Origin of the sequence: Cognatilysobacter xinjiangensis (assembly GCF_014651995.1) — a bacterium.
Taxonomy (GTDB): Bacteria; Pseudomonadota; Gammaproteobacteria; order Xanthomonadales; family Xanthomonadaceae; genus Cognatilysobacter; species Cognatilysobacter xinjiangensis.
The window spans coordinates 1,615,692-1,637,383 of sequence record NZ_BMXY01000001.1 but is presented as its reverse complement, the minus strand read 5'-3'; the positions used below and the strand labels follow the sequence as shown (position 1 = coordinate 1,637,383).

The 21,692-nt window shown below is 69.9% G+C and carries 23 protein-coding genes and 1 riboswitch; of the genes, 8 read left to right on the top strand and 15 right to left on the bottom strand.

Going from position 1 to position 21,692, the window contains the following annotated elements; genetic code table 11:
- Positions 1-14: 14 nt before the first annotated feature.
- Positions 15-1,193, top strand: coding sequence for a GGDEF domain-containing protein (locus IE066_RS07875; protein ID WP_189448406.1), 1,179 nt, complete (start codon positions 15-17; stop codon positions 1,191-1,193).
- A 202-nt stretch (positions 1,194-1,395) separates the two neighbouring features.
- Positions 1,396-1,767 carry a KGG domain-containing protein gene (locus IE066_RS07870; protein WP_229790705.1) on the top strand — a complete coding sequence of 124 codons (372 nt, stop codon included), beginning with the start codon at positions 1,396-1,398 and terminating at the stop codon, positions 1,765-1,767.
- A 54-nt stretch (positions 1,768-1,821) separates the two neighbouring features.
- Here the strand turns inward: IE066_RS07870 and gcvP are convergent, their stop codons facing one another.
- Positions 1,822-4,734 (bottom strand): aminomethyl-transferring glycine dehydrogenase, encoded by a 2,913-nt coding sequence (gene gcvP, locus IE066_RS07865; RefSeq protein WP_189448404.1) that lies wholly within the window; start codon positions 4,732-4,734, stop codon positions 1,822-1,824.
- Between the two features lie 135 nt (positions 4,735-4,869).
- A riboswitch (glycine riboswitch) is annotated at positions 4,870-4,985 on the bottom strand.
- 172 nt (positions 4,986-5,157) lie between these two features.
- Entirely contained in the window at positions 5,158-7,017 is a 1,860-nt protein-coding gene (locus tag IE066_RS07860; RefSeq protein WP_229790704.1) for an ABCB family ABC transporter ATP-binding protein/permease, read from the bottom strand.
- A gap of 163 nt (positions 7,018-7,180) precedes the next feature.
- Here IE066_RS07860 and IE066_RS07855 point away from each other — a divergent pair, with 163 nt between their 5' ends.
- Entirely contained in the window at positions 7,181-8,410 is a 1,230-nt protein-coding gene (locus tag IE066_RS07855; protein WP_189448399.1) for a multidrug effflux MFS transporter, read from the top strand.
- On the opposite strand, the gene IE066_RS07850 is transcribed toward IE066_RS07855, so the two are convergent.
- The 7 genes from IE066_RS07850 to IE066_RS07820 form a co-directional block, all read right to left on the bottom strand.
- On the bottom strand, positions 8,407-9,675 hold the full coding sequence (locus tag IE066_RS07850; RefSeq protein ID WP_229790703.1) for an amino acid permease: 1,269 nt from the start codon (positions 9,673-9,675) through the stop codon (positions 8,407-8,409). The genes IE066_RS07855 and IE066_RS07850 overlap by 4 nt on opposite strands.
- Positions 9,676-9,859: 184 nt before the next feature.
- A complete protein-coding gene (locus tag IE066_RS07845) occupies positions 9,860-11,890 on the bottom strand; it encodes a M2 family metallopeptidase (protein WP_189448397.1) in 2,031 nt (676 codons plus the stop codon).
- Between the two features lie 95 nt (positions 11,891-11,985).
- Complete coding sequence (locus tag IE066_RS07840; protein WP_189448395.1) at positions 11,986-12,465, bottom strand: hypothetical protein; 480 nt, start codon at positions 12,463-12,465, stop codon at positions 11,986-11,988.
- Between the two features lie 56 nt (positions 12,466-12,521).
- Positions 12,522-12,782: a cell division topological specificity factor MinE gene (gene minE / locus IE066_RS07835; RefSeq protein WP_189448393.1), complete on the bottom strand. Its 261-nt coding sequence runs from the start codon at positions 12,780-12,782 to the stop codon at positions 12,522-12,524.
- A 2-nt stretch (positions 12,783-12,784) separates the two neighbouring features.
- Positions 12,785-13,594 (bottom strand): septum site-determining protein MinD, encoded by an 810-nt coding sequence (gene minD, locus IE066_RS07830; protein ID WP_189448391.1) that lies wholly within the window; start codon positions 13,592-13,594, stop codon positions 12,785-12,787.
- Positions 13,595-13,679: 85 nt separating this feature from the next.
- Positions 13,680-14,456, bottom strand: coding sequence for a septum site-determining protein MinC (gene minC, locus IE066_RS07825; protein ID WP_189448389.1), 777 nt, complete (start codon positions 14,454-14,456; stop codon positions 13,680-13,682).
- Positions 14,453-15,055 carry a GNAT family N-acetyltransferase gene (locus IE066_RS07820; RefSeq protein ID WP_189448387.1) on the bottom strand — a complete coding sequence of 201 codons (603 nt, stop codon included), beginning with the start codon at positions 15,053-15,055 and terminating at the stop codon, positions 14,453-14,455. The genes minC and IE066_RS07820 overlap by 4 nt, the downstream gene beginning before the upstream one ends.
- Positions 15,056-15,190: 135 nt before the next feature.
- On the opposite strand from IE066_RS07820, the gene IE066_RS07815 reads away from it, so the two are divergent.
- The 5 genes from IE066_RS07815 (at position 15,191) to IE066_RS07795 (ending at position 19,401) form a co-directional block, all read left to right on the top strand.
- The gene (locus tag IE066_RS07815; protein ID WP_189448385.1) at positions 15,191-16,396 is read left to right on the top strand and encodes a sensor histidine kinase; all 1,206 of its coding nucleotides are present in this window, start codon (positions 15,191-15,193) and stop codon (positions 16,394-16,396) included.
- Positions 16,393-17,055 (top strand): response regulator, encoded by a 663-nt coding sequence (locus tag IE066_RS07810; protein ID WP_189448383.1) that lies wholly within the window; start codon positions 16,393-16,395, stop codon positions 17,053-17,055. Before IE066_RS07815 ends, IE066_RS07810 begins: the two co-directional genes overlap by 4 nt.
- A gap of 186 nt (positions 17,056-17,241) precedes the next feature.
- Complete coding sequence (locus tag IE066_RS07805) at positions 17,242-18,312, top strand: SRPBCC family protein (protein ID WP_189448381.1); 1,071 nt, start codon at positions 17,242-17,244, stop codon at positions 18,310-18,312.
- Between the two features lie 64 nt (positions 18,313-18,376).
- The gene (locus IE066_RS07800) at positions 18,377-18,727 is read left to right on the top strand and encodes a DUF423 domain-containing protein (RefSeq protein ID WP_189448379.1); all 351 of its coding nucleotides are present in this window, start codon (positions 18,377-18,379) and stop codon (positions 18,725-18,727) included.
- 2 nt (positions 18,728-18,729) lie between these two features.
- Entirely contained in the window at positions 18,730-19,401 is a 672-nt protein-coding gene (locus tag IE066_RS07795) for a DNA-3-methyladenine glycosylase family protein (protein ID WP_189448377.1), read from the top strand.
- Here IE066_RS07795 and IE066_RS07790 read toward each other — a convergent pair.
- From IE066_RS07790 to IE066_RS07765, 6 genes are all read right to left on the bottom strand, one after another.
- Positions 19,338-19,766, bottom strand: coding sequence for an HAD hydrolase-like protein (locus IE066_RS07790; RefSeq protein ID WP_189448376.1), 429 nt, complete (start codon positions 19,764-19,766; stop codon positions 19,338-19,340). The genes IE066_RS07795 and IE066_RS07790 overlap by 64 nt on opposite strands.
- The gene (locus tag IE066_RS07785; RefSeq protein ID WP_189448374.1) at positions 19,751-20,050 is read right to left on the bottom strand and encodes an HAD family hydrolase; all 300 of its coding nucleotides are present in this window, start codon (positions 20,048-20,050) and stop codon (positions 19,751-19,753) included. The genes IE066_RS07790 and IE066_RS07785 overlap by 16 nt, the downstream gene beginning before the upstream one ends.
- 25 nt (positions 20,051-20,075) lie before the next feature.
- Positions 20,076-20,861 (bottom strand): M15 family metallopeptidase, encoded by a 786-nt coding sequence (locus IE066_RS07780; protein ID WP_189448371.1) that lies wholly within the window; start codon positions 20,859-20,861, stop codon positions 20,076-20,078.
- A gap of 124 nt (positions 20,862-20,985) precedes the next feature.
- Complete coding sequence (locus IE066_RS07775; RefSeq protein WP_189448369.1) at positions 20,986-21,162, bottom strand: DUF4177 domain-containing protein; 177 nt, start codon at positions 21,160-21,162, stop codon at positions 20,986-20,988.
- Entirely contained in the window at positions 21,159-21,347 is a 189-nt protein-coding gene (locus tag IE066_RS07770) for a type II toxin-antitoxin system antitoxin (protein ID WP_189448367.1), read from the bottom strand. Before IE066_RS07770 ends, IE066_RS07775 begins: the two co-directional genes overlap by 4 nt.
- Complete coding sequence (locus IE066_RS07765) at positions 21,344-21,652, bottom strand: hypothetical protein (protein WP_189448365.1); 309 nt, start codon at positions 21,650-21,652, stop codon at positions 21,344-21,346. Before IE066_RS07765 ends, IE066_RS07770 begins: the two co-directional genes overlap by 4 nt.
- Between the last annotated feature and the right edge of the window lie 40 nt (positions 21,653-21,692).

Here is a 21,692-nt window from a genome sequence, read left to right as displayed (position 1 = left end):
GACCTGGAGCGCGTGTGGATTCGGACGCAGTCGATTCGCTGGATCCATCGTCGGCCTCGCCGTTGCTTCCGGGCTGGGCGGCGCCGCGCTGGTTCGAGCGCGTGCTGCAGGCGCTCGCCGGTCGCGATCCGCGCCGCGCGATCCGCCTGGTCCAGTGGGTGACGGCCAGCGGCGTCTACCTGGGCTGCTTCCTGTTGATGGCGATCGGCGTGGCCGACGGCTGGATGGACTTGCCGCGCCTCGCCGGCTGGACCACCTTCGTGGTGCTGTCGACCGCCGTGTCCTACGCCGCGCTACGCAGCGGCTGGAGCGAACGCTTCTCCGATCCCGCGCTTACCGAGTGGCAGATCGTTATGGGCGTGATCGCCGCGGACTGGGGTTACCTGATCTGCGGGCCGCTGCGGACCATCGCGCTGTTGCCGCTGCTGGTGATCTTCCTGTTCGCCGCGTTCGCGCTGCGCTGGCGGCAGATCGCCATCCTCACCGTTTTCGCCTTGGCCAGCCTCGGGCTGGTGGTGTTCTGGCTCACCGCGTTCCCGCCGCCGTGGCGCGACAGCCCGGCCGCGGCCACGCTGCCGATTGACCAGCTGAACTACATCGTGGTGCTGGTGGTGCTACCGGCGCTCGCGGTGATCGCGGCGAGGCTGTCGGCGCTGCGCCGTGCGCTGCGCACGCGTCGCGAGGAACTCACCCAGCTGCTCGCCGAGGTGCAGCGCCTCGCGACCACCGATGAACTCACAGGGCTGCCCAATCGCCGCTGGATGACCGAGCGCCTGCGCCAGGAGCAGCAGCGCGCCGACGGCGAGGACACCACGTTCTGCGTCGCGATCGTCGACCTCGATCACTTCAAGCGCATCAACGACCGCCTCGGCCATGCCGAAGGCGACGCCGCGCTGGTCGCCTTCAGTCGCCGCGCGCGCAGCGTGCTGCCGGCGCGCGACGTGCTGGCGCGCTGGGGCGGCGAGGAATTCCTGCTGCTGATGCCCGCCGTCGAGATCGAGGAAGCGACGATCCGCATGGAATACCTGCGGCAGAGCATCCTGCGCATCATGGTCGACGGCCGCCCGCTGACGTTCTCCGCCGGCGTCGCGCAGCACGTGCCGGGGCAGGACGTGCTGGACGACCTGCGCACGGCCGACCAGCGCATGTACTCGGCCAAGCAGAGCGGCCGCGACCGCGTGCTCAACGCCTGACCGCACGCGGCTTAACCGTTTAGCGGGCGGCGACATGAACGGGCCTCGCGCACGTTTTCGCCACGCGCGATTGCCGCATCGATAACACGCCGCCGCCTAGCCTGATCGTGTTCGCGGCGCGGCGTCGATGCAGCGCATCGCGGGCGAAGGCCCTGCGTCGATCACGCGGCGCGGCCGGCGACACGACGATCGGAGAACGACCATGGCCAGCAACAAGGGCGGCGCCCACGGCGGCGGCTTCGGCAACATGGATCCGCAGAAGCAGCGCGAGATCTCGTCGATGGGCGGTCGTGCCGCCCACCAGAGCGGCCACGCGCACGAGTTCGATTCGCGCGAGGCCCGCGAGGCGGGCCGCAAGGGCGGTGAGGCGGTGAGCCAGGATCGCCAGCACATGTCGGACATCGGCCGCATGGGCGGCGAGGCCAGCCACGGCAGTGGACACGGGCGGAGCACCGGTGCGCGGCAGGGCGGCGGCCCGGGCAGCGGCCTGCAGGCGACGGGCCGTGAGGAGCAGCGCGAGCCTGCCCGCAAGGGCGGTGAATCCGGCCGCGGAGGCGGCAATCGCGACCGCTGAGCGCTGGCGAACAAAAAGCCCCGCCGGAGCGGGGCTTTTTCGTGGCGTCGCGGCTTACATCACGTTCGGTTCGCTGAAGGCCTCGGGCTCGCCCTCGAACGCCTCGATCGGCACGCAGGAGCAGAACACGTTCTTGTCGCCGTAGACGTTGTCCACGCGCGCCACCGGCGGCCAGTACTTGTGCTGGCGCAGCGTGGCGAGCGGGAACGCGGCGAGTTCGCGCGGATACGCATGCGTCCACTCGCTGGCCGACACCGCGGTCGCGGTATGCGGCGCATGGCGAAGCGGGTTGTCCTCGCGGTCGAGCTTGCCTTCCTCGATCGCACGGATCTCGTCGCGGATCTGGATCATCGCGTCGACGAAGCGGTCGAGCTCGTGCAGCGACTCGCTCTCGGTCGGCTCGACCATCAGCGTGCCGGCGACCGGGAAGCTCAGCGTCGGCGCGTGGAATCCGAAGTCGATCAGGCGCTTGGCGACGTCCTCGGCGGAAATGCCGGTGGCGTCCTTCAGCGGGCGCAGGTCGAGGATGCACTCGTGCGCGACAAGGTCGTTGCGGCCCGAATACAGCGTCGGGTAATGCGGCTCCAGGCGCTTGGCAATGTAGTTCGCATTGAGCAGCGCGACCTGCGTCGCGCGGCGCAGGCCCTCGGCGCCCATCATGGTGACGTACATCCAGCTGATCGGCAGGATCGACGCCGAGCCGAAGCTCGCCGCGGACACCATCCCGACGTCGCCATTGCCCACGCCCGGCGTGCGCACGCCGTCCTTGCTCAGCGCGCCCGGCAGGAACGGCGCGAGGTGCTCGCGCACCGCGCAGGGACCGACGCCCGGGCCGCCGCCGCCGTGCGGGATGCAGAACGTCTTGTGCAGGTTGAGGTGACTGACATCCGAGCCCCACTTGCCGGGCTTGGCCACGCCGACCAGCGCATTCATGTTCGCGCCGTCGGTGTACACCTGGCCGCCGTGCTTGTGCACGATCTCGCAGATCTCGACCACGTCCTCCTCGAACACGCCATGCGTGGACGGGTAGGTCATCATGATCGCGGCGAGGCGGTCGGAGTACTTTTCCGCCTTGGCGCGGATGTCGTTCACGTCGACGTTGCCGTTCGCATCGCACTTGGTGACGACGACCTGCATGCCGCACATCTGCGCCGATGCCGGGTTGGTGCCGTGCGCCGATTCGGGGATCAGGCAGATGTCGCGATGCGCCTCGCCGCGCGAGCGGTGATAGGCGCGGATCGCCAGCAGGCCGGCGTACTCGCCCTGCGCACCGGAGTTCGGCTGCAGCGACACGGCGTCGTAGCCGGTGCATTCGACGAGCATCTTTTCCAGGCTGTCGATCAGCTCGCGGTAACCGGCGGCCTGCTCGGCCGGCGCCAGCGGATGGATGTTGGCGAACTCCGGCCACGTCACCGGGATCATCTCGGCGGTGGCGTTGAGCTTCATCGTGCACGAGCCCAGCGGAATCATCGTGCGGTCGAGCGCGAGGTCCTTGTCGGCCAGCATGCGCATGTAGCGCAGCAGCTCGTGCTCGCTGTGGTGCGTGTTGAACGCGGGATGCGTGAGGAACGTCGACGTGCGCAGCAGCGACTGCGGCAGCGCATCGGCCGTCTCGCCGTCCAGCGCGTCGATGTCGCCGATCTCGGCGCCGAACACGCGGGCGAGGGCGGCCACGTCCTCGCGGGTGGCGGTCTCGTCGAGGCTGATGCCCAGGCTGCGGCCGTCGATGGCGCGCAGGTTGATGCCGGCCTCGATGGCACGGTCGTGGATCGTGTTCGCATCCACGCCGGTGACGTGCAGCGTGTCGAAGAAGTCGTCGCCGACTGCCACGCCCGCCTTGCGCAGCGAGGCGGCGAGAATCGCGGTGAGGCGATGCACGCGGCGCGCGATGCGGCGCAGCCCGTCGGGACCGTGGTAGACGGCGTACATCGAGGCCATCACCGCCAGCAGCACCTGCGCGGTGCAGATGTTGGACGTCGCCTTCTCGCGGCGGATGTGCTGCTCCCGGGTCTGCAGCGTCAGGCGGTAGGCGGGCTTGCCCTCGGCATCGATCGACACGCCGATAAGGCGGCCCGGCATCGAGCGCTTGAACGCGTCGCGGCAGGCCATGAATGCGGCATGCGGGCCGCCGAAGCCGAAGGGCACGCCGAAGCGCTGGCTGTTGCCGACGACGATGTCGGCGCCCCATTCGCCCGGCGCGGCGATCAGCGTCAGCGCGAGCAGGTCGGTGGCGACGGCGACTAGGCCGCCGCGCGCATGCACCGCGTCGGCGAGCGCGCGGTAGTCGCGGATCTCACCGAACGTGGTCGGGTACTGCAGCAGGATGCCGAACGCGTCGGCATCGGCGGCCTGCGCGTCGTCGCCGACCAGCAGCTCGATGCCCAGCGGCTCGGCGCGCGTGCGCAGCACCGCGAGCGTCTGCGGATGCACGCCGCTTGAGACGAAGAACAGGTTCGACTTCGATTTGGCCGAGCGCTTGGCCAGCGTCATCGCCTCGGCCGCCGCGGTGCCCTCGTCGAGCAGCGAGGCGTTGGCGATCTCCATGCCGGTGAGTTCGGCGCACATCGTCTGGAAGTTGATCAGAGCTTCCATGCGGCCCTGCGAGATCTCGGCCTGGTACGGCGTGTAGGCCGTGTACCACGCGGGGTTCTCGAGGATGTTGCGCAGGATGACGTTCGGCGTGTGCGTGCCGTAGTAGCCCTGGCCGATGAAGCTGCGGAAAACCTTGTTCTTCGACGCGATGGCGCGGATCTGGGCGAGCGCCTCGACCTCGGTCACCGGCTCGGGCAGCGCGAGCGGATTGCCGGACTTGATGGAGCCGGGGACGATCGCGTCGGTCAGCGCGTCGAGCGAGTCGTAGCCGACCGCCGCGAGCATGTGGGCGACCTCGGCATCGTTGGGGCCGATGTGGCGCTCGATGAAGCCGTCGTGGTGCTCGAGGGCGCGAAGGGAAGCGGGCTGGGTCATGGCGGACTCTGGGCGGCGACATGGAAGGGGAAGTGATCGCTTCGGCGACTTCCGTCGCGAATCGAACACCCGGCCCGCCGGCCTCGCGGCCGACGGGCGCTCGCAGGCTCGCGGCTGGCGCCGCTCGAAAGCCCTGCTCGCCCCTCTGTCCTTCTGCCTGAGAGTTTGGAAGCGCGGGGGAGGATGCGCTTCTTGCCCCTTCGGCGCCGGCGCGGGCCTCGCGGCCGTCCGGTCTCTCCAGAGTGTGTGCAACCGGCGGTGTGGGGGCCTGAGCGATTCCGGGCGATTGCGCCTTCGGCAGCGGGCCGGGGCCCGCTTCTCCCACCGGTTACGTCCATGCGGATTGTAGCCCGGCCGCGCGCCGCGACCGCATGTCGGCAGCCCCGGGGAAGCGGGAATTCAGGTGCCCGCGGCCGCTGGCGCTCAGGGCGCCGGATCGAGCCGGGCTTCCAGCAGCGCGCGCGCGGCGGCCGGCGGCGTCGGCGCGTTGGCCTGCTCCTGCGCGGCCTGCAACTGCAGCTGCCAGAGCTGCGCGTAATGGCCCAACGAGGCGATCAGTTCCTCGTGCGTGCCCTGCTCGACGATGCGGCCGGCGTCCATCACGAGGATGCGGTCGGCGTTCATCACCGTCGACAGCCGGTGCGCGATCACCAGCGTGGTGCGGCCCTCCGCGATGCGCTCCAGCTCGGCCTGGATCGCCTTCTCCGAGCGCGAGTCCAGCGCTGACGTCGCTTCATCGAAGATCATGATCGCCGGGTTCTTCAGCAGCGCCCGTGCGATCGCGACCCGCTGCTTCTCGCCGCCGGAGAGCTTCAGGCCGCGTTCGCCGACTTCCGTCTCGTAGCCATCGGGCATCGCGAGGATGAAATCGTGGATGTGCGCGGCCTTCGCCGCGGCTTCGACTTCCTCGCGGCTCGCGCCGGGGCGGCCGTAGAGGATGTTGTAGCGGATGGTGTCGTTGAACAGCACCGTGTCCTGCGGCACCGTCGCGATCGCCGCGCGCACGGACCCCTGGGTGAGGTCGCGCAGGTCGCGGCCGTCGATGGTGATGCGGCCGGCGTCGGGATCGTAGAAACGGTAGAGCAGCCGCGCCAGCGTCGACTTGCCCGAGCCCGAGTGGCCGACCACCGCGACCGTCTGCCCGGGGCGGATCTCGAAACTCACGCCCTTGAGGATCTCGCGGCGCGGGTCGTAGGCGAAGCGCACGTCCTCGAAGCGCACGTGCGCCTGACGCGTGTGCAGCGGTTCCGCGCCGGGGCGGTCCTGCACATCGAGCTTCTCGTCGAGCAGGCCGAACAGGCGCTCCATGTTGGTGAGCGCCTGCTTGATTTCGCGGTACATCATGCCGAGGTAGTTCAGCGGCGCCGCCAGCTGCAGCAGGTAGGCGTTGACCAGCACGAGGTCGCCCAGCGTGTAGTGCCCCGCGACGACGCCGGCCGCGGCGCGCCACATCAGCGCGGTGACGCCGAGCGAGACGATCGCGGTCTGGCCGACGTTGAGCACGGCCAGCGACTTGAGGCTCATCACCGTCGCTTCCTCGACGTGCTTGAGGTTCTCGTCGTAGCGGCCGGCCTCGTGTTCCTCGTTGTTGAAGTACTTCACCGTCTCGTAGTTGAGCAGCGAGTCGATCGCGCGCGCGTTCGCCTTCGTGTCCGCCTCGACCTTCGCGCGGTAGTAGCGCGTGCGCCACTCGGTCACCGCGAATGTCCAGCCGATGTAGCCGGCCAGCGTCAGCAAGGTGATGAGGCCGAACTGCCAGCCATAGGCGTAGACGAGAAAGCCGGTGACCAGCGTGACCTCGATGGCGGTCGGGATGATCGTGTAGATCGTCCAGTCGAGCAGGTCGGTGATTGCGGTTCCGCCGCGTTCGACGTCGCGCGACACGCCGCCGGTGCGGCGCTGCAGGTGGAAGCGCAGGCTGAGCGCGTGCAGGTGGCGGAACACCTCCAGAGTGACCTCGCGCGCGGTTCGCGCCATCACGCGCGCGAACACGACCTGCCGCAGCTCGGTGAACAGGTTCGAGCCGACGCGCGCGGCGCCGTAGGCGGCGAGCAGCAGCACCGGCAGCGCGCGCAGCGAGGCCTGGATGTCGAGCGAATCGACGATGCGCTTGAGCAGCATCGGCACCGTCAAACCCAGCAGCTTGGCGACCAGCAGGCAGCCGATCGCGATCGCGATGCGCGCGACGTGCGGCTTCAGGTAGGGCAGCAGCGAGGCGACGATGCCGAAATCGCTGCGCCGCGTGCCGCGCGCGGCAACGCTCAGGGGGTCGGGTGGACTCATGCGTACAACGTAGGCGCCGGCCGCGGGCGGAACAATCGCCATCCTGCCCACGGCCCGTTCCATGCGCCGTCACGAAGCGGTCACAACGGCGCGTTCGCACGATGATGACCGCCGCGGACGCCCGGGCGTTTACGCTGTCGCGCCCCGCCTGCCGTCCGCCCGCATGACGCCCATCGTTCCGCCGCCGACGCGCCGCCTCGCCCTGCTGCTGGGCGGCCTCGCGATGTTCGGGCCGTTCTCGATCGACACGATCTTCCCGGCGTTCCCGGCGATCGGGGTGCAGCTCGGCGCGGATCCCGTCGCCATGCAGCAGACGATCAGCGTGTACCTGATCGCCTATGCGCTGATGAGCATCGTGCACGGCCCGCTGTCGGACGCGATCGGCCGGCGGCGCGTGATCCTCGGTGGGCTGATCGTGTTCGCGCTCGCCTCGGCCGGCTGCGCGCTCGCCGAGGACCTGCCGACGCTGCTGGCCTTCCGCGCCCTGCAGGGCCTGTCGTCGGGCGTCGGGCTGATCGTCGGCCGTGCGGTGATTCGCGACGTGCTGCACGGGCCCGATGCGCAGCGCCTGATGAGCCAGGTATCGATGATCTTCGGCGTCGCGCCGGCGATCGCGCCGATCATCGGCGGCTGGATCCTCGGCTGGAGCCACTGGCCGATGATCTTCTGGTTCCTGGTCGTGTTCGCCGTCGTGCTGATCGTAGCGACGTGGAGCGTGCTGCCGGAAACGCATCCGCCATCGGCGCGGCTACCGTTCGTGCCGCGCTCGCTGCTGCGCGACTACGCGGCGATCTTCGTCAATCCGCGGTTCCAGCGCCTCGCCGCGGCGGCCTCGTTCAACTTCGGCGCGCTGTTCCTGTACATCGCCTCGGCGCCGGTGTTCGTGCTGGAGATGCTGCGGCTCGACGGCCGGCATCTGGACGAGACGCAGTTCGGCTGGTTCTTCGTGCCGACCATCGGCGGCATGATCGCCGGAGCTTTCGTCTCCGGGCGCGCGGCGGGGCGGCTCAGCGCCGATGCGTCCGTGCGCATCGGCTTCGCCTGCAGCGCGCTGGCGATGCTCTACAACGTCGTCTACAACGCGCTCGCGCCGGTGCCCGAAGTGCCGTGGGCGGTGCTGCCGATGACGCTGCACGCCTTCGGCATCGCGCTGGTGTTTCCGGTGCTCACGCTCGCCATCCTCGACATGTATCCGCGCCAGCGTGGCTCGGCCTCGTCGCTGCAGGCGTTCACCAGCCTGGTGATGAACGCGCTGCTGGCGGGCGCAGTGTCTCCGCTGGTCTCGCACCATCCGCGTTGGCTCGCGGCGGGCGCGGCGGCCATGATGCTGGTGGGCTGGCTGTTCTGGCGTTGGGAACGCGCGGTATCGGGCGCGGCGGTCGAAAGCGCCTAACGACGGCGCCTGCGCAGCAGCCAGTGCACCGGCAGGCCTGCCGCGACCAGCGCCGCGCCCCAGGCCAGCGATTCGCCACCGATGCCGGCGAGCGCGTACAGACCGTAGGCGAGCGCGGCGGCGGCGAGCCAGCGCGTCGGGCCCGTGCCTCGACGCAGCCAGGCCGCGCTGCCGGCCACGTAGGGCAGCAGCGTGGCGGCGGTCGACAGCAGGATCGAGAAGGTGAAGACCTGCACCAGCGAGCGGCTGTAGTTCGACATCACCAGCACCGAGGCGAGCAGGCTGCCCACCAGAACGCCCGGGACCGGGGTGCCGCGCGCATCGGTGCGGGCGAACAGCGACGGGAACAGGCCGTCGCGCGCGGCCGCCAGCGGCACCTGCGCCGACACCAGCACCCAGCCGTTGAGCGCGCCGAAGCAGGACACCGCCATCACTACCGCGAGCGCGATGCCTGCCCCGGGGCCCCACAGCGTGCGTGCCGCGTCGGCCATCGGCGCCGCGGAATTCTTCAGCGTTTCCGCCGGCAGAAGTCCGATGACGGCGGTGCAGGCCAGCACGGTGGCGAAGCCCGCGATCACGGTGCCGATCACCGTCGCGCGCGGCACGGTGCGCCCGGGGTTCTCGATGGTGCCGGCGGGCACGGTCGCCGCCTCAAGACCGATCAGCGCCCAGAGCGTGAGTGCGACGGTGGCATGCGCGACCTGCGGCAGCGAATCGGAGGTCGGATTGAACGGGACGAGGTTCGCCGGCTCGACGAACCACAACGCGACACCGCCGAACAGCACCAGCGGCAGCAGCTTCATCACCGTGGTGACGAGCTGCACGCGGCCGGCTTCGCGCACGCCGGCGATGTTGATCGCCGTGCAGGTCCACAGCGCCGCGAGTGCGCACAGCGCGCCACGCACCGGCGTGGCGGTGGCGGCGGGAACCAGCGCGCCGATGCTGCCGGCGAAGGCGACGGCGATCGCGGCGGTCGCACACCAGATCGAGATCCAGTAGCTCCACGCGACGAGGAAGCCCGGCAGCTCGCCGAACGCGTGGCGCGCGTAGACGTACGGCCCGCCGCTCTGCGGCCAGCGCATCGCCAGACGCGCGAAGGTGATCGCCAGCAGCACCGCACCGAGCAGGGTGATGCCCCAGCCGGTCAGGCTGGCGGCGCCGAACGGCGCGAGTGCGGCAGGCAGCAGGAACGCGCCGGAGCCGATCATGCTGCCGACCACCAGCGCGGTCGCGGACCAGAAGCCCAGGGGGCGTGAGGCGCTCATGCGCGTGCTCCGCAACTGCTGGGAGCGATGTGCATGGCGTAGGTGCGGGTCGGAGGTGTCATCGAGGTTTCGTTGCTGACGATCGCACTGCACGTACGCGATCGACGCGGCCATGGCGGACGCGATGGCCGGAAAGACGACAGGGCCGGCGAGCCGGCCCTGTCGAAGTGTCCCGCGGTGCGGATCAGCCCGCGGTCGGCTTCGCCGGTGCGGCCGGTGCCGTGGGCGCGGCGGGCGTCGCGGGTGCGGTGGCATTGGTCGACGCGGCCGCGTTCGCCTGCCAGCCGCAGGTCTTGCCCTCGTTCTGCTTCTTGAGCCATTCCTGCAGCGGTGCGAAGTACTCGAGCACGGCGGACGCGTCCATCTTCTCGCTGCCGGTCATGTCCTTGAGCGTCTTCTGCCACGGCTGGCTCGCGCCCTTCGACAGCATCGCCCAGTAGCGACGGCCGGCCTCGGGGTTCGCGTAGAAGCTGCATTCGTACAGCGGGCCCTTGTGGCCCGAGGCCTCGCACAGCGACTTGTAGAACTGGAACTGCAGCACGTGCGAGAGGAAGTAGCGCGTGTACGGCGTGTTGCCCGGCACGTGGTACTTGGCGCCCGCGTCGAAGAACTCCTCGCCGCGCGCGCTCACGGGCGCCACGCCCTGGTACTTCGCCTTCAGGTCCCACCACGCCTTGTTGTACTGGTCGGGCTTGATCGAGCCGTCGAACACGCCCCAGCGCCAGCGGTCGATCATCAGGCCGAACGGCAGGAACGAAACCTTCGCCAGCGCCATGCGCATCTGTGCGTTGATCAGCGCCTCGTTGCTCACCTGCGGCGTGTCGACCAGGCCGATGCGGTTGAGGTAGGCCGGCGTCATTCCGAGCACGATGGTGTCGCCGATCGCCTCGTGGAAGCCGTCGTGCGCGCCGGTCTGGAACAGCGGGGGGAGCTTGTTGTAGGCCAGGTAGTAATAGACGTGGCCGAGCTCGTGGTAGATCGTCGTGAAATCTTCCTCATTGAGCTTGGTGCACATCTTGGTGCGCACGTCGCCGGCCATGTTCATGTCCCAGGCCGACGCGTGGCAGACCACGTCGCGGTCGCGCGGCTTGATGAACTGCGCCTTGTCCCAGTAGCTCGCCGGTAGCTTGGGCATGCCCAGCGAGACGTAGAAATCCTGTGCGCGCTCGTTCATCTGCTTGGCGGTGACGAGCGCGGCGTCCTGCTCGGCCTGCGCGACGGCGGCCGGCGTGCGGGCACCCGGCTTGGCCATCTCGGCGTCGAGGTTGCGCTGGTACTGCGCCTTCAGCGCGCCGCTGATGTCGAGGCTGCCGGCGCCGGGGTAGGGCGCCATCAGGTCCCAGAGGTTGCTCCAGTCCTGCTGCCACATGTTGCCCATCAGGTGCGCCGGCAGCATGTGGCCTGCGACGTGGCCGCGCTGCGCGCCGTACTTGGCGTCGAGCTTGGTGCCGGCATAGCAGTGCAACTGCTCGTACAGCGGCTTGACCTGGCCCCACAGGCGATCGGTTTCCGCGGCCAGCTCGGCGGCCGGCATGTCATAGCCCGATCGCCACAGCTCGCCGGCGTCGGCATAGCCGAGGTCGCGCGCGCCCTCGTTCACCAGCGAGACGAAGCGCGTGTAGTCCTTGCGCTGGCCGACGGCGGTCGAGTGCCAGCCCTGCCATGCATCGAGCTGCGCGTCGTAGTCGCGGCTGGTCGCCAGCACTTCCTCGAGTTCGCCCAGCTGGCGGCAGGCCTTCGCGTCGGCATCGCCCGTGCAGTACTTGCCGGCGCCGTACGCGCCTTCCATTCGGGTGGCGATCTGCGTGAGCTCGGTGAGCTTGGCGGGATCGCGCGGCGGCGGCATCGCGGCCTGCAGTTTCAGCAGCTGGATGGCGCGCGCCGTCTCCGGCGACATCGGCTGGCCTTCGAAGCGGCGCGCCTGTTCGATCCAGCTGTTGAGCTGGGTCAGGAAGCGCTCGTTGGCCTTGGCGGCCAGCAGCTGGCTGTCGTCGTTGATGTAGGTCGAGGACAGCCACTGCGCGGCGGTGAGCTCGGGGTACATCGCCTTGAGTTCGGCATTGACGCGCGCGATGAACTGGTCGGCGTTCTCGTTGCCGCGGTCGGGCGTGGCGGCCGTGCCGCTGGCGGCATCGGGCGAAGGCTGACGGTCGCAGGCGGACAGGCCGAGGGCGGCGGCGATGCCCAGGACGAGAAGGGCGCGGACGGGTTTCATGCGTGGACTCCGGTGCGGGGGTGCGCGGTGAGGGCAGGCTAGAGGCCGCTTGTCGCGCGTGCAAGGCGGCGCTTAGGGTGGATCAGTCGAGGCGCTCAGCCCGGCAGGAGCAGCGTTCGCGTCGGCGCGTCGACCAGGCCTGCATGCGCGAGCCAGGTCCAGGCGTCGTCGGCATCGTGGTCGACGTAGGCCCGTGCCGAGCCGAGACGGAAGGTGTAGCCCCAGGCGTCCATGTCGGCCAGCACGCGATCGGCGCCGACGCCGGGCAGGGCGTCGCCAAGCAGCGCCTGCAGCACGCAGACGGCGTTCTCTTCCTCGATCGAGTCGGTGGCGTCGGTATGCACCAGCGCGCGCCGCTCCGGCGGCAGCACGATCAGGTGGCAGGCCTCGTGCAGCAGCGAATGCACGGGCGTGTCGCCGCGCGCGTAGACCGTCGCGCCGATCAGCCCGGCCTCGCAGTCGCCCCAGTAGCTGCCGGGGATCGGCTCGCGGTCGGCCACGCGCACGAGCGCGAGCCCGAAGCGCGCGAGCAGGGTGGCGGTGGCGTCGAAATCGATGTCGGCGAGGGTCAGCATGGCGGATACGAAAATGCCCCCGCGGGCGGGGGCATCATCGGTAACGTGCGTGAGGATCAGGACTGTGCGGTGTTCTCGGGCAGCGCCACCGAGATGTCGAGCACCTTGTTGTCGCCGTCGCCGATCAGGTCGACCTTGACGGCCTCCACGTCCACATTGACGTACTTGCGGATGACCTCGAGCAGCTCGCGCTGCAGCATCGGCAGGTAATCCGGGCCGCCGCGGCCGGCACGCTCGTGCGCGACGATGATGCGCAGGCGGTCCTTGGCGACGTTGGCGGTCGGCTTCTTGGCGGTGAGGAAATCGAAGATACCCATGGTCAGCCTCCGAAGAGCTTGCTGAGGAAGCCCTTCTTTTCCGCGGTGACGAAGCGCATCGGGCGGCTCTCGCCCAGCAGGCGCGCGACTGCGTCCTCGTAGGCCTGCGCGGCGTCGGAGGTGGTCTCGAGGATCACCGGCTCGCCCTTGTTCGACGCGTTGAGCACATCGCCGGATTCCGGAATGACGCCGATCGCCTTCAGGCCGAGGATCTCCTCGACGTCGCCGATGCTCAGCATCTCGCCGGTTTCCACGCGCTTGGGGCTGTAGCGCGTCAGCAGCAGGTGCTCCTTGACGCGCTCGCCGTTCTCTGCGCGGCGGGTCTTGGAGGCCAGCAGGCCGAGGATGCGGTCGGAGTCGCGCACCGAGGACACCTCCGGGTTCACCACGACGACCGCCTGGTCGGCGTAGTACATCGCGAGGAACGCGCCCTTCTCGATGCCGGCCGGGGAGTCGGCGACGATGTAGTCGAAGCCGTCGGCGGCGAGGTCGTTCAGCACCTTCTCCACGCCTTCCTTGGTCAGCGCGTCCTTGTCGCGCGTCTGGGAGGCGGCGAGCACGTAGAGGTTGTCGAAGCGCTTGTCCTTGATCAGCGCCTGCTTCAACGTCGCTTCGCCGTGCACGACGTTGACGAAGTCGTACACCACGCGGCGTTCGCAGCCCATGATCAGGTCGAGGTTGCGCAGGCCGACGTCGAAGTCGATGACGGCGACGCGGTGGCCGCGGCGCGCGAGGCCGGTGGCGAGGCTGGCACTGGTGGTGGTCTTGCCGACGCCGCCCTTGCCCGACGTGACTACGATGATTTCGGCCAACTGAGGTTCCTCCGGATTCGTTTGCCCGCCGGTCACGGCCGGTGCGGGCGACAGCATGCCTCAAAGCATGCGGATGTGTGACGGACTACGCGTCCAGCGCTTCGATCTTCAGCTGGCCGCGGTCGAGCCAGACCTGCACCGGCTTGCCGAGCAGTTCGGCCGGGATGTCTTCCGAGACCTTGTAGTGCCCGGCGATCGCGACGAGTTCGGCGTGGAATTCGCGGCAGAAGATGCGCGCCTGCTCGAAGCCCTGCGCGCCGGCGAGCGCGCGGCCGCGCAGCGCGCCGTAGATGTGGATCGAGCCGTCGGCGATGACTTCGGCGCCGGCGCCCACGGCGGAGAGCACGGTGAGGTCGCGGTTGTCGGCATAGACCTGCTGGCCCGAGCGGATCGGCGCGGCCTGCACCATGCCGGGGTTCGACGCATTCACGGCCGGCGCGGCCACCGGGGCCGGCTCGGGCGCGCGTTCGCGACGCGGCGGCGCCGGCTCGACCGGCGGCGGGACGGGCGCACCGTCGGCACGCTCGTACTGAGCGCGGAACTTGGCCAGCAGCGGCAGGCCGAGCTCGCGCGACAGCTCCTCGATCTCGGTGGTGCCATAGGCCAGCGCGACCGGCAGCGCGCCGGCGTCGCGCAGCGCATCGACCAGCGCCTGCGCGGTGGCCACGTCCGGCGTGCGCGTGAGGCCGCCGAAATCGATGACCACGGCGCCGCGCGCGAACAGGTTCGGTGCGCGCTGGACGCGGCTGCGCATCTCCTCGGCGAGGCGCTCGACGTCGAGCGTGCGCACGCGCAGGTTGGCGATGCCGACCTGGCCGATCTTGAGTTCGCCGGCGGGTTCGAAATCCATTTGCGCGCTCATGCGCGGCCTCCGGCGGCCCGGCTGCGGGCGACCTGCTGGGTGCGGGGGGTGTGGATCCACGGTTCCTGCGGCAGCTCGCGCCCGTAGGTATCGCGCACCCATTCGTAGCTGCACAGCGGCTTCATCAGCATCGACGCGCGCAGGCCGGTTTCCGGCATCACGTGCTGGCCGACCTCGGAAAAGCCGAACGTGCCGTGGAATAGCATCACCGGGTCGGTTCCGCCCTGCAGCAGGACCTCGCAGGCCATGCACGGGTAGCGCAGCTCGGCGTAGCTCTGCGCGTCGGCGTAGAACGCGCGGCCGACGCCGCCGCCGCGACGGCGGCTCGCCACCACGATGCGATCGATGTAGAAGAACTCGGAATGCCGTTCCTGGAACCAGCGGAAGTTCGAGCTGTCGTGGCCGGAGGCATCGCCCATGCCGACCAGGAAGCCGGCGAGCGAGCCGTCGCGCTCGGCCACGCGGAAATACTCCGCGCGCTCGAAGAAATACTGCAGGCGGTTCGCATCCAGCGGCAGGATCGCGGGTCCGGCGGCGTTGTTCAGGGCTAGGACGGAATCCAGCTCGTGCTCGCGCACGTCGCGGACGACGATCGACATTCTTTCCGGCTCCCGGGTGCAACCGCGCCAGTACGGCGCGGCCCCGGATTATCGCACGGCGGCCCGGGGCGGCCACCGCCGCCGCCATGACTTTCGGCCGGCAGGTCCCGCGGAAACCGAGCGTAGGATGCCTCGATGGCGGTCCAACTGAACCACACCCGACTTCTGCGCTACTCCGGCCTCGCCACTTGGGCGATGGTCGGGCTGCCGCTGGTCTACATGTCCCTCGGCCCCGACCTGCCGGTCGACGACCTCGCCGGCGAGGACGCACTCGGCCCACGCTCGATGTCGATGCTGGGCTGGTCGGTCTACCTGCTGTTCGGCGCGAGCTACTTCTGGCTCACGCGCGCGCTCGGCCGCCGCGAGGCGCGCCCGATCGACGTGGTGGGGCTGGTCGTGCTGACGCTCAGCGCGATCGGCGTCAGCTACTACAACCGCAGCGGCCTCGGCAGCGTGCTGCTGATGACCGCCGCCTGCCTGCTGCCGTGGCTGCTGCGGCTGCGCGCTGGCATCGCCTGGCTGGTGGCGAGCCAGTTCGCTGTGATGCCGGTGTTCGTCTACGGCTTCCATTTCCCGCTTTTCGAAGCGCTGATGCAGTCGCTTCTGTACACCGGCTTCTCGGTATTCGTGTTCGCCACCAGCCTGATCGCGCGCCAGCAGGCCGACGCGCGCGAGGAACAGCGCCGCCTCAACGCCGAACTGCGCGCCACGCGGCTGCTGCTGGCCGAGAGCGCGCGCGTCAACGAGCGCACGCGCATCTCGCGCGAGCTGCACGACCTCCTGGGCCACCACCTCACCGCGCTCAGTCTGAATCTCGAGGTCGCCGGCCACCTCTCCGAAGGGCGGGTCAAGGAGCACGTCACCCAGGCGCATACGCTCGCGCGCCTGTTGCTTACCGACGTGCGCGAGGCGGTGAGCCAGCTGCGCGAGGGCGGGGCGATGGACCTCTCCGTGGCGCTGCGCCCGCTCGCGGAGAACGTGCCGTCGCTGGACATCCGCATGGACATCGAGTCGCCGCTCACGCTCGACGACCCCGAGCGCGCGCACGTGCTGCTGCGCTGCACGCAGGAGATCATCACCAATGCCGTGCGCCATTCCGGCGCGCGCCACCTGTGGGTTGAGGCGCGCCGCGAGGACGGCCTGATCGTGATGACCGCGCGCGACGACGGCCGCGGCGCCGACCTGCTGGTCGCCGGCAACGGCCTGCGCGGCATGCGCGAGCGGCTGGCACAGCATGGCGGCGCGCTCGAAATCGATACCCGGCCGGGCGACGGTTTCCGTCTCCGGCTCGTCCTGCCCATCGCGGCCGTTCCGGCCGTCCGAGAAGGAGTTCACGCATGAACGCGTCATCCGCCCGCCGCATCCGCGTGATGCTGGTCGACGACCAGAACCTCGTCCGTCAGGGCGTGCGCTCGCTGCTCGCGCTGGCCGACGGCATCGACGTGGTCGCCGAGGCCGCCGACGGCCGCCAGGCCGTCGAGACGATCCCGCAGGTCAAGCCCGACGTCGTGCTGATGGACATGCGCATGCCGGTGATGTCGGGCCTGGAGGCGGTGCAGACGCTCGCCCGCCAGGGCCAGCTGCCGCCGACGATCATCCTCACCACGTTCGACGACGACCAGCTGGTGCTGGCCGGCATCAAGGCCGGCGCCAAGGGCTATCTGCTCAAGGACGTCTCGCTGGAGCAGCTGGTCGGGGCGATCCAGGCCGTGGCGGATGGCGGCTCGCTGGTGCAGCCGGCCGTCACCCAGCGCCTGCTTTCGGGCCTGGAACACATGCGCAACGACTTCGTCAGCCTCGACCGCCCGGACCCGCTGACCGAGCGCGAGACGGAGATCCTGCGGCTGATGGCCGGCGGCTTCTCGAACAAGGAGATCGCCAATTCGCTGGGCGTGGCGGAGGGCACGATCAAGAACCACGTCTCGAACATCCTCTCGAAGCTCGGCGTGCGCGACCGCACCCGTGCCGTGCTGAAGGCCTTCGAGCTGCAGCTGGTGTGACGCGGCGGGTAACGCCGACCAAGGCCGGCGCAGGCCAGCGCCGGTCCTCGAACCGCGCCGTGCTTCACGGCCTCGCCATCGCGTGCACACCGCCGTTCACGCCAGCGCCGCTGTCTTGATAGGATTGGCGGTCTGCGCCTCGGTCCTGAGACGGGTGGCGCGGGCCTGGCCCCGGAGAATCCCTGAATGACCCGTTTGATCGAGATCCTGATTTCCATCGCGATCGTGTTCGCACTGTTCGTGATCGTGGGCGTGTTCCTGCCCAGCAGCCGACACCTGTCGGAGTCCGTCCAGTCGAACCGCAGGCTCGCGATCGCGTTCGACCTGGTGAACAACGTCCGTCGCTTCACCGACTGGAACCCCATCCTTCTGCACGACCCGGCCGCGAAGATCCAGCTGTCCGGCAAGGACGAGGGCGTCGGCGCGAAGGTCGCGTACGAGTCCGACGTCCGCGGCGTCGGCAACGGCAGCTGGGAGATCGTCGAGAGCGAGCCGGGCCAGCGCATCGTCTACGCGATCGACACCGAATCGCCGGGCAGCAACAAGCGCAGCGTGTTCACCTTCAAGAAGGTGGGTAACCGCGGCCGCAACACCGAGATCACCCAGACGTACAACGTCGAGTACGGCTTCAACCCGATCGCGCGCTATGCCGGCCTGTACGTGAGCACCAGCGTGGGCGAGGACATCAAGCTGGGCCTCGGCCGCCTGAGCAATGCGCTCTCCGGCGTGCCGAACATCGACTACAGCCAGCTGCCGGTCGAGTACAAGTCGCCGGTGCCGAGCCTGGGCCAGCGCCCTGCCGAGACGCTGCTGACCGTCGGCGCCGTGGTGCCGATCGACCGCGACAAGATCCGCGGCCAGATGAACTCGAACCTGGAGTGGATCCGCAAGGTGATCGCCTCCAACGGCCTCGAGTCCGCCGGCCCGGTGCGCATCATCACCAACGAGCAGGGCTCGCAGAACTACTCGTTCGACGTCGCCGTGCCGGTGAAGAAGGCGGGCGCGGGCGAGAAGATCGAAGGCATCAACGTCGGCGGCACGCCGGTGAAGGTCGCCTACAACGACGCCTCGAAGGTGGTCGCGACCACGTTCACCGGCGACATGGGCAACCTGCAGCGCCTGCGCGACGCCATGCGCGCCTGGTCGCTGACGCACGGCTACGCCACGGTCGATCGTCCGTACGAGATCTGGAACGCGGGCATCGATGCCGGCTTCACCGAGAAGGGCGAGTTCACGATCCAGTGGGCCGTCAAGTAAGCCCTGATCGATTCGAAAACGCGCCGCTTGCGGCGCGTTTTTCGTTGTGCGCGGGCAATCGCGCATGAGCGTTGCCGACGCGCGCTGGCCGGGTGTCGTCGGCGGGCTGTTCGGGGCCGCGGGCGTCGGGCTGTCGGCCTATGCCGCGCATGCCGCCACCGCCGATGCGCAGCGCTGGCTGTATACCGCGGCGGCGATGGCGCTGGTGCACGGCCTGATGCTGGTCGCCTATGTCCCGCGCGGCGCGCGCCTCGGGCTGCTCGCGCGCCTGACGGTCGCGGGCGGCGTGCTGCTGTTCTCAGGCACCCTGGTCGGCGCGCACCTGTTCGGCTGGCCGACAAGGCTCGCGCCGAGCGGCGGCTCGCTGCTCATCCTCGGCTGGCTGCTGGTCGCAGCCGACCGCGCGAGGCGCTGACGATGCCGCGCTGGAGCCGGGGCTTCGACGTCGGCGCGGCCGCGCGCCATCTGCGCCGCCGCGATCGCGCGCTCGGTGCGTGGATGCGGCGCATCGGGCCGATCGAGGCCGAGCCGCGCTGGCGCCGCCCGTTCGATCCGGTCGACGCTCTGGCGCGCGCGATCCTCTACCAGCAGCTCTCGGGCAAGGCCGCGGCCACCATCGTCGGGCGCGTCGAGCAGGCCATCGGCAGCGATCGCCTGCATGCCGACACGCTGGGCCGCTGCGATGACGCCACGCTGCGCGCCTGCGGCGTGTCGGGCAACAAGCTGCTGGCGCTGCGGGATCTCGCACGGCGCGAGGCGACCGGCGAAATCCCCACGTTGCGGCAGATGTCGGTGATGGACGAGGCGTCGATCGTCGCCGCGCTGGTTCCGATCCGCGGCATCGGCCGCTGGACCGTCGAGATGATGCTCATGTTCCGCCTGGGCCGGCCGGACGTGCTGCCGGTGGACGACCTCGGCATCCGCAAGGGCGCGCAACTGCTCGACGGTCTCGATGCCATGCCGACGCCGAAGGCGCTGGCCGCGCGCGGCGAGGCCTGGGGTCCGTACCGCACCTACGCCAGCTTCTACCTTTGGCGGATCGCCGATTTCGCGGGACCGGCCGCGCCGGTGAAGCGCTCGCAGGACTGATCCGTCGCCGGCAGCGCGAAGCGATCGTGCAACTGCGCCGCGAGCGCCGCCAGATCGCGGGCCGTGTCGTCGAACAGGATCGTGTGGATGCCCATCGAGGCGGGCGCGACGAGATGGCGCGCGCTGTTGTCGATGAACACCGCGGCATTGGCCGGCACCTCCAGTCGACGCAAAACCTGCTCGAAGATCGGGGCGCTGGACTTGTCGCTGCCGCATTCGGCCGAAACCGCTACCACGTCGAACAGTTCGGCGAGCGAGTGCAGGCGGGCGAGGTGCGCGATGCGATCGGCTTTGTTGTCGGTGACGATGGCCAGACGGCAATGCGGCCGCAGGCGTCGCGCCAGGGCGATCATCGCCTCGTCCATGGCGTGGCGGCGAATGCGTCGTGCAGCCGTTCGATCGGCACGTCCTGGCCGATGGCCGCGCAGAACCCGGGCCAGATCGCCGCGTGCGTGGTGCGGCCCAGCAGCAGGTCGTGATTGAACGGTTGCAGCGCGGCCCAGATGCGGTCGCCGTCGAGCCCGGTCATCCGCGCCAGCGCCGCTACCGTGGTATGCGAGCCCGACGGGTCGGTCGTCAGCACGCCGTCGAAATCGAACAGGACGGCGCGGGCGAACAGCTGCGCCGCATTGCCGCCGTAGCCGCTCATGCGGACAGGGCGTGCAGCGTTCGCATCAACCCCGGAAGCACCAGTGCCACGGTTCGTAGACGATCCCGTGCGGGTTGTCGCGCGGATAGCTCATGACGAAGCCATGGCCGCCGGCGTTGCTCTGCAGCCAGGCGAAGGCGTCGGTGGCCTCGAAGGATTCCTCGGCGGGCGGCTCGCCGGGTGCGGAAATGTCGATGGCGAGGCCCGAGTGATGCTCGCTGTAGCCGGGGGCGGCATTGACGGTGAGGATTTCGGCCACGCACTGCCCGCGCGCGAGCTTCCGCTCGAAGATGCCGAGCTGGTAGTCGTGGCTGCGATAGCCGGAAATCGCCTCGAGCCGGATGCCGTCGCGCCGCGCGGCGTCGTGCAGGTGCTGCCAGGCGCGTGCGGCGGGAGGGCGCAACCAGAGCGGGCGGTGATAGCGGTCGAAGCCGGCGAGGGCGAGAGTGGCCGGCTCCGGCACAAGCACCAAGCCGCTGCGCTCGCCGTAGGCCTGCGCATCGAGGCCCAGCGCGTCGAGGCGGCGCTCGATGCGCGACAGAGGCAGGTCGCGGTCGTCCACGCGGCGCGGTGGGCCGTCGAGACGGCGCAGCGCGGCATCGATGCCCGGTTCGCGGCGCCAGGCGTCCGTCATGGGCACTGCGCCGCCGGCGGTGACGGCGACCAGGAAGCGGCCGTCGCGCTTGCGGCGCAGCACGTGCGAGGCGCGGGCCAGCAGGCGCGCATCGGCATTGGCGCGCGCGCGCAGCAGGTGCGCGGGCCAGACCTCGATATCGGGCGTGTTGAGCAGGAAGCGGGGGCGGACGTGCATGCGCGCAGGCGGTCGGCGGGTCGGGCGAGGCTAGCGCGTCGGCCGGGCGGGCGCGACGGCTGGCGTCACGACGTCGCGCATCCGCGGGCCGGAAGGCCGGCGCGAAGGCGCCATGCCAGCGTAGTCAGGCAGGCTTCTTGAAATACAGGCGGGTGGCGTCGGCCGGCGAGGCCTGCACGACCGACACCAGTTCCCATCCCTGCGCGCCTAGCCGATCGAGTTCGGCCTGCACGCGATCGGTGAGCTTGCCGAACATCTTGAAGGGCATTTCGACGACCTTGTACTGCCAGCGGTTGCTCATGGATCCGGGTCTCCTGAAGGGTTGTCGGCCTCCGGCTTCGGCAGCCGGCCGGCCTTGCGCAGCGCATCGCGCAGCACGTATTCGATCTGGGCGTTGAGGCTGCGCAGCTCGTCGTCGGCCCAGCGCTGCACCGCCGACAGCACGTCGGCATTGATGCGCAGCGGATAGGCCTTCTTCTCGCTCACCGGCGGCGCCCGCGCACGACGGCGACCAGCATGGCCACGGCGAGTCCGTTCACCGCCAGCGCGACGCCGAGCACCACCATGACCACGCGCGACGGGTCGTTGCCGGCCCAGAGCATCGCCGCGGCGGCGACCAGCATGGCGACGCCGACCACGCGCATCAGCCGTGCCAGCAGCAGCGCGAGGTTCGACTGGCGCGGGTCGGGATCGTGGCGCTGTCCGCTGCGTGCGAGGGAACGGGCGACGAGGAAGGCCGGCACGCTGGTGAGCGCGAAGGCCAGGGCGAGCGTGCCGCCGTCGAAGGCCATGATTCAGCGCTCCCGACGGCGGCGGCGCGCGGCCGCGGCG